General features: G+C 65.5%; 5 protein-coding genes and 1 riboswitch. Of the genes, 4 read left to right on the forward strand and 1 reads right to left on the reverse strand.

Translation table 11 applies throughout. From position 1 onward, the window contains the following. The 3 genes from ACIQ42_RS13215 to ACIQ42_RS13225 all read left to right on the forward strand — a co-directional run. Positions 1 to 1,897 (forward strand): TonB-dependent receptor domain-containing protein (locus ACIQ42_RS13215; protein WP_397422677.1); only part of this gene is annotated, 1,897 nt, incomplete at its 5' end. Between the two features lie 24 nt (positions 1,898 to 1,921). Further along, positions 1,922 to 4,006, forward strand: a complete 2,085-nt coding sequence (locus ACIQ42_RS13220) for a penicillin acylase family protein (RefSeq protein ID WP_397422678.1) — start codon at positions 1,922 to 1,924, stop codon at positions 4,004 to 4,006. Between the two features lie 10 nt (positions 4,007 to 4,016). Next, the gene (locus ACIQ42_RS13225) at positions 4,017 to 5,507 is read left to right on the forward strand and encodes a CRTAC1 family protein (RefSeq protein ID WP_397422680.1); all 1,491 of its coding nucleotides are present in this window, start codon (positions 4,017 to 4,019) and stop codon (positions 5,505 to 5,507) included. 9 nt (positions 5,508 to 5,516) lie between these two features. On the opposite strand, the gene ACIQ42_RS13230 is transcribed toward ACIQ42_RS13225, so the two are convergent. Beyond that, entirely contained in the window at positions 5,517 to 5,948 is a 432-nt protein-coding gene (locus tag ACIQ42_RS13230; protein ID WP_397422681.1) for a DUF6491 family protein, read from the reverse strand. Between the two features lie 102 nt (positions 5,949 to 6,050). Further along, positions 6,051 to 6,158, forward strand: a riboswitch (TPP riboswitch). A 45-nt stretch (positions 6,159 to 6,203) separates the two neighbouring features. Here ACIQ42_RS13230 and thiC point away from each other — a divergent pair. Then, positions 6,204 to 7,547, forward strand: a 1,344-nt coding sequence (thiC, locus tag ACIQ42_RS13235) for a phosphomethylpyrimidine synthase ThiC (RefSeq protein WP_397422682.1), incomplete at its 3' end; no start/stop codon positions are given.

Genomic DNA, 7,547 nt, shown 5'->3' on the forward strand with positions numbered 1-7,547 from the left:
GAACTTCGACCGCAGCGACGGTGAGCTCTGGCAGCTCAACGGCACCTACGGCTGGGCTCTTGGCGACAAGGCGCAACTGAATGTCTTCGCCAGTCACAAGAGCCAGCTCCTGTCGAACCGGGCTAGTCCCGTGGCGCCGAACATCCAGATCTATCCGCGCCTGATCCCGTCAGGCCTGCCGGATCCGCGCGAACTGACGGTCGACCGGCTGATCACCCTGAACTCCGGCGTGCTGCCGCAGATCGGCACGAACGCGGGCTATAACATCACCTATTCGCTGGACGACGAGACCGAGCTCTATTCCTTCGGTACGGTCAGCCGCCGGGTGTCGGATCTGCCGTTCACCTTCCGCGCGCCCAACAGCGTCAACAGCCTGCCGCAGATTTATCCGGAGGGCTTCCGGCCCAATCTGGTGATCCGCGAGCGGGACTATGAGTTCGCCGCTGGCGTCCGCGGCAAGGCTGGCGGCTGGGACTGGGATATCTCCTCCACCCTCGGCTACAACCGCGCCACCGAAAACACTTCGAATACGATCAACGCCAGCCTGGGCCCGAGCAGTCCAACGGTGTTCTACGTCGGCGCCCTGCGCTCAACGGAGTGGGTCAATTCGCTGGACCTGACGCGGGCCTTCGAACTGGAGAGCGCCGGAAATCTGCAGGTTTCGCTCGGTGCGCAGCACAGGCGCGAGACCTACCGGGTCGAGGCCGGTGAATTGGCCAGCTATCAGGCCGGTCTCTATGTGATCCCGGCGGGCCAGCCGTTCGCCGGGCAGCGTCCCGCCACCGGCGCCCAGGCGACGCCCGGGTTCCAGCCGTCGGACGCCAGTTCCTCGTCGCGCAACAACTACGCGGCCTATGGCGAACTGGGGTGGTCGCCGACGGAGCGGCTCTTCCTGGGTGCGGCAGTCCGCTACGAGGACTACAGCGACGCTTCCGGGGATACCCTGGTGGGCAAGGTCAACGGCCGCTTCGAGGTCACTGACTGGCTGGCGGTCCGTGGCGCGGTCTCCACCGGGTTCCGCGCACCGGGGCTGGCCCAGCAGAACTATGCCGCCTCGTCCAGCCAGTTCCGGCTGGTAAGCGGGGTGCTGGACCTGCTGCAGATCAAGACCCTGCCGGTAGGCTCGCGTGAGGCTCGCGCCCTTGGCGCACAGCCGCTCACGCCCGAGGAGTCCACCAACATCAGCCTGGGCTTCACGCTGGAGCCGATGCCGGACCTGGCGATCACGGTGGACGCCTACCGCATTGATATCGACAAGCGCATCGCCATCACCAGCACCCTGACCGGTGCTGCGGTGTCGGCGATCCTGGTGGCCAATGGCCTGCCGGGCTCGCTCAGCGGCCAGTACTATACCAACGCCATCGACACCCGTACGGACGGGATCGACATCGTGGCGACCTGGAAGAAGGACCTGGGCGACTGGGGCGCGCTTCGGGCCTCGGCCGGCTACAACCACAATGAAACCGAGATCCGCAGCATCATCGCCAACCCGCCGCAGCTGAGCGCGCTGGGCCCGACGTTCGTGCTGTTCGACCGGTTGAGCCAGGGCAACCTGACCACGGCGATCCCCAAGGACAAGATCGCGCTGAGCGCCGCCTGGACCTGGAATGATGTGAGCGTGAATCTGCGTCAGACCCGCTTCGGCAAGTACACCGTGAGGCAGAATCTTGCGGCAAACGACCGCAGCTATGGCGCTGAATGGATCACGGACCTGGAGGTCAGCTACAAATTCCGTGACAAGGTGACGTTCGCGGTGGGTTCGAACAATCTGTTCAACAACTATCCGGACGCGGTCGGTATCTTCAATGCTAACCTTGGCGCCGGGCAGTACCCCGGCACCTCGCCGATCGGCTTCACAGGCGGGTCCTACTACGCCCGGGTGCAGTGGGACTTCTGATCGGGATTTGAGGGAGCAGGGATCATGAGCCGGGCGATTTCGACAATGTTCGCGGCCCTGGCGGCCATGATCCTGCTGGCTCTGGGAGGTACGGCGGGTGCAGCTCCCGGGCCGCGCGGTGAGATCCTGTGGGACAGCTACGGCGTGCCGCATGTCTACGGAAAGGACGAGGCCGGTGTCTTCTTCGGCTTCGGCTACGCCACCGCGCAGAACCACGGCGACGTTGTGGTCAAGCTGTACGGTCAGGCCCGGGGTCGGGCTGCCGAGTACTGGGGCGCCTCGGAGATTGAGTCTGACAAGTGGGTTCTCGCCAACGGAATCTACGAACGGGCCAGGGCCTGGTACGCCAAGGAGCCGGCCAGCTTCCGGGCCAATCTGGATGCCTTCGCGGCGGGTATGAACGCCTATGCCAAGGCTCACCCCGAGGCGCTGGATCCTTCGGTGCGGCAGGTCTTTCCGATCACCGGCGTCGATGTCATGGCCCACGGCCACCGCCTGATGAACTATGTCTATGTGGCGCCTCAGGCGCGCACGATGGGCAACGCCGACGCGGGCTCAAACGCCTGGGCGGTTGCGCCGAAGAAATCGGCCAGCGGAAACACCCTGCTGCTGGCCAACCCGCACCTGCCCTGGGCACCGAGCCAGCTCACCTATTTTGAGGCCGACCTCAACGGACCCAGCATCAAGATGTACGGCGCCACCCAGGTGGGCCTGCCGGTGCTGCGCTTCATGTTCAACGAGCGGATGGGCTTCACCAACACCGTCAACGGCATCCTGGGCGCCACCAACTATGAACTGAAGCTGGCTGACGGCGGCTATCTCTACGATGGCAAGGTGCGCCCGTTTACGACCTCGACGACCACGTTCAAGGTCCGGCAGGCGGATGGGTCCCTCAAGACCGAGACCCTGGAGTTGCGATCCTCGGTGCACGGCCCGGTGTTCACCCGCGCCGACGGCAAGACGGTGGCCCTGCGTGTGGCAGGTCTCGATCGGCCGGGCGGGCTTCGCCAGTACTGGGACATGGGCAAGTCGAAGAGCTTCGCCGATTACCAGGCGATCATGAACCGGCTGCAGGTGCCTTCGTTCAACATCGTCTACGGCGACCGGGAGGGGCACATCCAGTACCTCTACAACGGCATTCTGCCCAAACACGCGGATGGCGATGTCGCCAGGTGGGGCGGCCTCGTCCCCGGCGACACCTCGAAGACGCTGTGGACCGAGACCCATACCTACGCCGAGCTGCCCAAGGTCATCGATCCGCCCAGCGGCTATGTGCAGAACTCCAATGACCCGCCTTGGGTGGCGACCTATCCGCAGACGATCCAGGCAAAGGACTACCCGGCCTACATGGCCAACAACGGGCCGATGTCTCTCCGCGCCCAGCAGGCGTCGCACCTGATGGCCGATCCGCCGAAGATCACCTTCGACGACTTCGTGGTCCGCAAGCTGACCAGCCATGTGTTGATGACCGACCGGGTGCTGGACGATCTGCTCGCTGCGGCGGCCGCAAGCGCCGACCCCGACGTCCAGGCCGCCGTCACCGTCCTCAAGGCCTGGGACCGCACGGTCAACGCCGATGCCCGGGGCGCCCTGCTGTTCGAGGCCTGGGCGCGCAGGTTCGCCGGGCCTAACTATATCAGCGACGCCAACTACAAGGTCCGCTGGGACGCCGCCCGACCCATCGACACGCCCTATGGCCTTAAGGATCCGGACCAGGCCGTCGCCATGCTAAAGGCCGCCGCGACGGAGGCCAGGGCCAGTTACGGCGCCCTTGATCGGCCGTTTGGCGAGGTCTCGCGGTTCGCCCTTGGCAAGGTCGACCTGCCTGGCAACGGCGGCTTCGGCAACCTCGGGGTCTTCCACGTCATGACCTGGAGCCCGCTCAAGGACGGCAAGCGCACGCCCGTTCACGGTGAGACCTGGATGTCGATGGTGGAGTTCTCGACGCCGATCAAGGCGGTCGGGCTCATGAGCTATGGCAACTCGACCCAGCCCGGCTCGCCGCACCGCAGCGACCAGCTTGAGCATCTGTCGCAGAAGACCTTCCGCAATCTCTGGACCACCCGCGCCGAGGTCGAACAGAACCTCAAGGCGACGACCCCGTACTGAGGAGACGAACATGACCAGGCGCTTTCTCCCGGCGACCGCGGCGGTCTGCGCCCTCCTGCTCGTTGCCGCCGCACCGGTCGGAGAGCCGGCGTTTGCGCCGGTGCAGCCTGAACTGCTGGCCATGCCGGGCTCGCTGTCCAACGCCTGGGCCGACTTCGACAATGATGGCGACCTCGACATGGCGGTATCGCTGAAGAGCGGCGAGATCAGGCTCTATCGGAATGAGCGCGGTGTGTTGGCCAGCGCAGGCGCAGGCCTGGGCCTGCCGACATCGGGCGGTGAGTTCCGGGCGATCAGCTGGGGCGACTATGACGGCGACGGCTGGCTGGATCTGCTGGCGGGGTCGAGCCTGCCGGAGAAGCCCACTGCCGTCTTCCGCAACCAGGCCGGAAAGTCTTTCGTCAACGTAGCCGACGGGATCGGCCTGACGCTGATGGGCCGGGCTTCACGCCAGAACAACTGGGTCGACTACGACAACGACGGCGATGTCGACCTTTTCGCCACAGACCGGGTCGGACCGAACAAGCTCTATCGCAACGATGGCGGCAAGTTCAGTCAGGTGTTTGCGGACGCCGGGCCCACCGGGGCGCGATCTACAGTCGGTGCATGCTGGCTGGACTACGACAAGGACGGCGACCTGGATCTCTTCCTGGCCAACCAGTCGGGCAAGACCGATTCGCTATGGCGGAATGATGGGACCGCCTTTGTGGATGTCGCGCCGCAGCTGGGCATGGAGAACGCCGGGCGCAAGAGCAATCAGGGCGGGGTGGGCTGCGCGGTCGGCGACTATGACAACGACGGAAATCTGGACCTCTTCGTCCCCAACTATGGTCGCAACACCCTGTGGCGGGGATCAGGCGACGGTCGGTTCGCCAACACTGCGGCGGCTGTGGGCGTTGATCTGGACAATGAGGCCGTGGGCGCCGCCTGGGGCGACTATGACAACGACGGCTTTCCCGATCTGTCGGTGATGTCCTACGCGGGACCGCCCGGCCAGCAGGTTCCGCGCAACAGCCTGTTCCACAATGAGGGCGGCAAGGGCTTCCGTAAGGTGTTGATCCAGGGCGGGCCCCTGGACGTCGGCGATCATGGCGTGGCCTGGGCCGATTTCGACCGCGATGGCGACGTCGATCTGTCTGTGACCAAGGGCTACACGGCGGTAGGCGGGCACTACCTGTTCCGCAACCTGCTGCCGGCCGGGCAGGCGCGGCAGAGCCTGCAGGTGAGCGTGCTCGACGCCAAGGGGCGCTATACCCAGGCCGGGGCCGAGGTGCGGGTCTATGGTGCCGGTGGCAAGCTGCTGGGTACGGGACAGGTCTCGACCGGCGGCGGCTACGGCTCGCAGGGCGCGACGCCGGTCCATTTCGGCCTGCCCGGCGCCCGGCAGGTCACCGTCGAGGTGACTTTCATGAGCGCCACGGGGCGAAAGGTACAGCGCGTCGCCCGCGTGGACGTAGCCGCCTACGCGGGCAAGGTGCTGGTTATCCGGCGCGGGGTCTGACCCCTCTGGTCAGGGCCTGAGCTTCTTCGGCACCATGGCCACCTGCTCCGGGCTGAGCCGGACGATAGACTCAACGATGCAACGGGTCTCGAACCCGTCGCGCGCGATACCGATGTCCAGGTCAATGGGCTTGCAGATGCGGTCAGCGCCCGGCGGGTTGCGGGTGATGATCGGATCCGACTGTGTGGCGCCGGCCAGGCAACCGCCCGCCATCGTCACGCGATAGGTCTGTTTGTCGCCGCCCCTGATCAACAGGGTGTTGCTGTCGGCGATGGTGTGGGCGCGGATATCACGGCTGCGCAGGCACTGGCCCGACGGCAAGCCGGTTCCGCGCTCGGGCGCGGCGCCCAGCAAGGAGTCCTTGGCCGCATAGGCGGCAGTAGAGGCGGCGGCGGCAGACAGGGTCGCCAGGGCGGCCAGGGCGACAATTGAGCGATTCATGAGCGTGTCTCCATAGGGTCCCTCGTAACAATGATACGCGCACCGAGGCTTTTCGTCTTCGCTTTTGCGGCTGGCGAGGCGTGGACAAGAGGGTTACTCTGTCTCCTGTCCTCGGGGGGCCGCGCCAGAGCGGCTGAGAGGTGGGTGAGCCCACGACCCGTCGAACCTGATCCGGGTCATGCCGGCGAAGGGAAGGGTGCATTGCGTTCCTGATCCTCCGCCCGTGGTCCGTCCATCTTTTGGGACCGCATGCGCATGAACAAGCTGATTGGCAAACTGCAACCCGGCAGCATCCCCACGGGCGAGCGCCCGGGGTCGAAAAAGGTCTACCAGCCCGGCGTGCTCTGGCCCGACATCCGTGTGCCGTTTCGCGAGGTGGCTGTCCATCCCAGCGCCAATGAGCCGGCTCTGACCCTGTACGATCCCTCTGGCCCCTACACCGACCCGACCACCGCCATCGATATTGAGAAGGGCCTGCAGAAGACGCGCGAGCCCTGGGTGGTGTCGCGCGGCGACGTGGAGCTGGTGACCAATCCTCGCGCGGTGAAGCCCGAGGACAACGGCTTTGCCCGGGGCGCGCATCTGGCCCCACAGTTCGATGCGCCCCGCCGGGTCTATCGCGCCAGGGCGGGCGCCAACGTCACCCAGCTGGAGTATGCGCGGCGCGGCATCATCACGCCTGAGATGGAGTATGTGGCCATCCGCGAGAACCTGCGTCGGCAGCAGGGCGATGCCTTCATCCGGGACGGTGAGGACTTCGGCGCCGAGATCCCGGACTTCTGCACGCCGGAGTTTGTGCGCGACGAGATCGCCCGCGGCCGCGCCATCATCCCGGCCAACATCAACCACACCGAACTGGAGCCGATGATTATCGGCCGGAATTTCCTGGTGAAGATCAACGCCAACATCGGCAATTCGGCGGTCCTGAGCCACGTCTCCGACGAGGTGGACAAGATGGTCTGGTCGATCCGCTGCGGCGCCGACACCGTCATGGACCTCTCGACGGGCCGCAACATCCACAACATCCGCGACTGGATCGTCCGCAACAGCCCGGTGCCGATCGGCACGGTGCCAATCTATCAGGCCCTGGAGAAGGTGAACGGCGTCGCCGAGGACCTGAACTGGGAGGTGTTCCGCGACACCCTGATCGAACAGGCCGAGCAGGGCGTGGACTATTTCACCATTCACGCCGGGGTGCGCCTGGCCTATGTGCCGCTGACCGCCACGCGCGTCACCGGCATCGTCAGCCGCGGCGGCTCGATCATGGCCAAGTGGTGCCTCAGCCACCACAAGGAAAACTTCCTCTACGAGCACTTCGAAGACATCTGCGAGATCATGAAGGCCTACGATGTGTCGTTCAGCCTGGGCGACGGCCTGCGTCCGGGCTGTATCGCCGACGCCAATGACGCGGCCCAGTTCGGCGAGCTGGAGACCCTGGGCGAACTCACCCAGATCGCCTGGAAGCACAATGTCCAGGTGATGATCGAAGGGCCCGGCCACGTGCCGATGCACAAGATCAAGGCCAATATGGACAAACAGCTGAAGGTCTGCGGCGAGGCGCCGTTCTACACCCTGGGCCCGCTGACCACCGATGTGGCT

It is taken from the genome of Phenylobacterium sp., assembly GCF_044372605.1.
Lineage (GTDB): Bacteria > Pseudomonadota > Alphaproteobacteria > Caulobacterales > Caulobacteraceae > Phenylobacterium.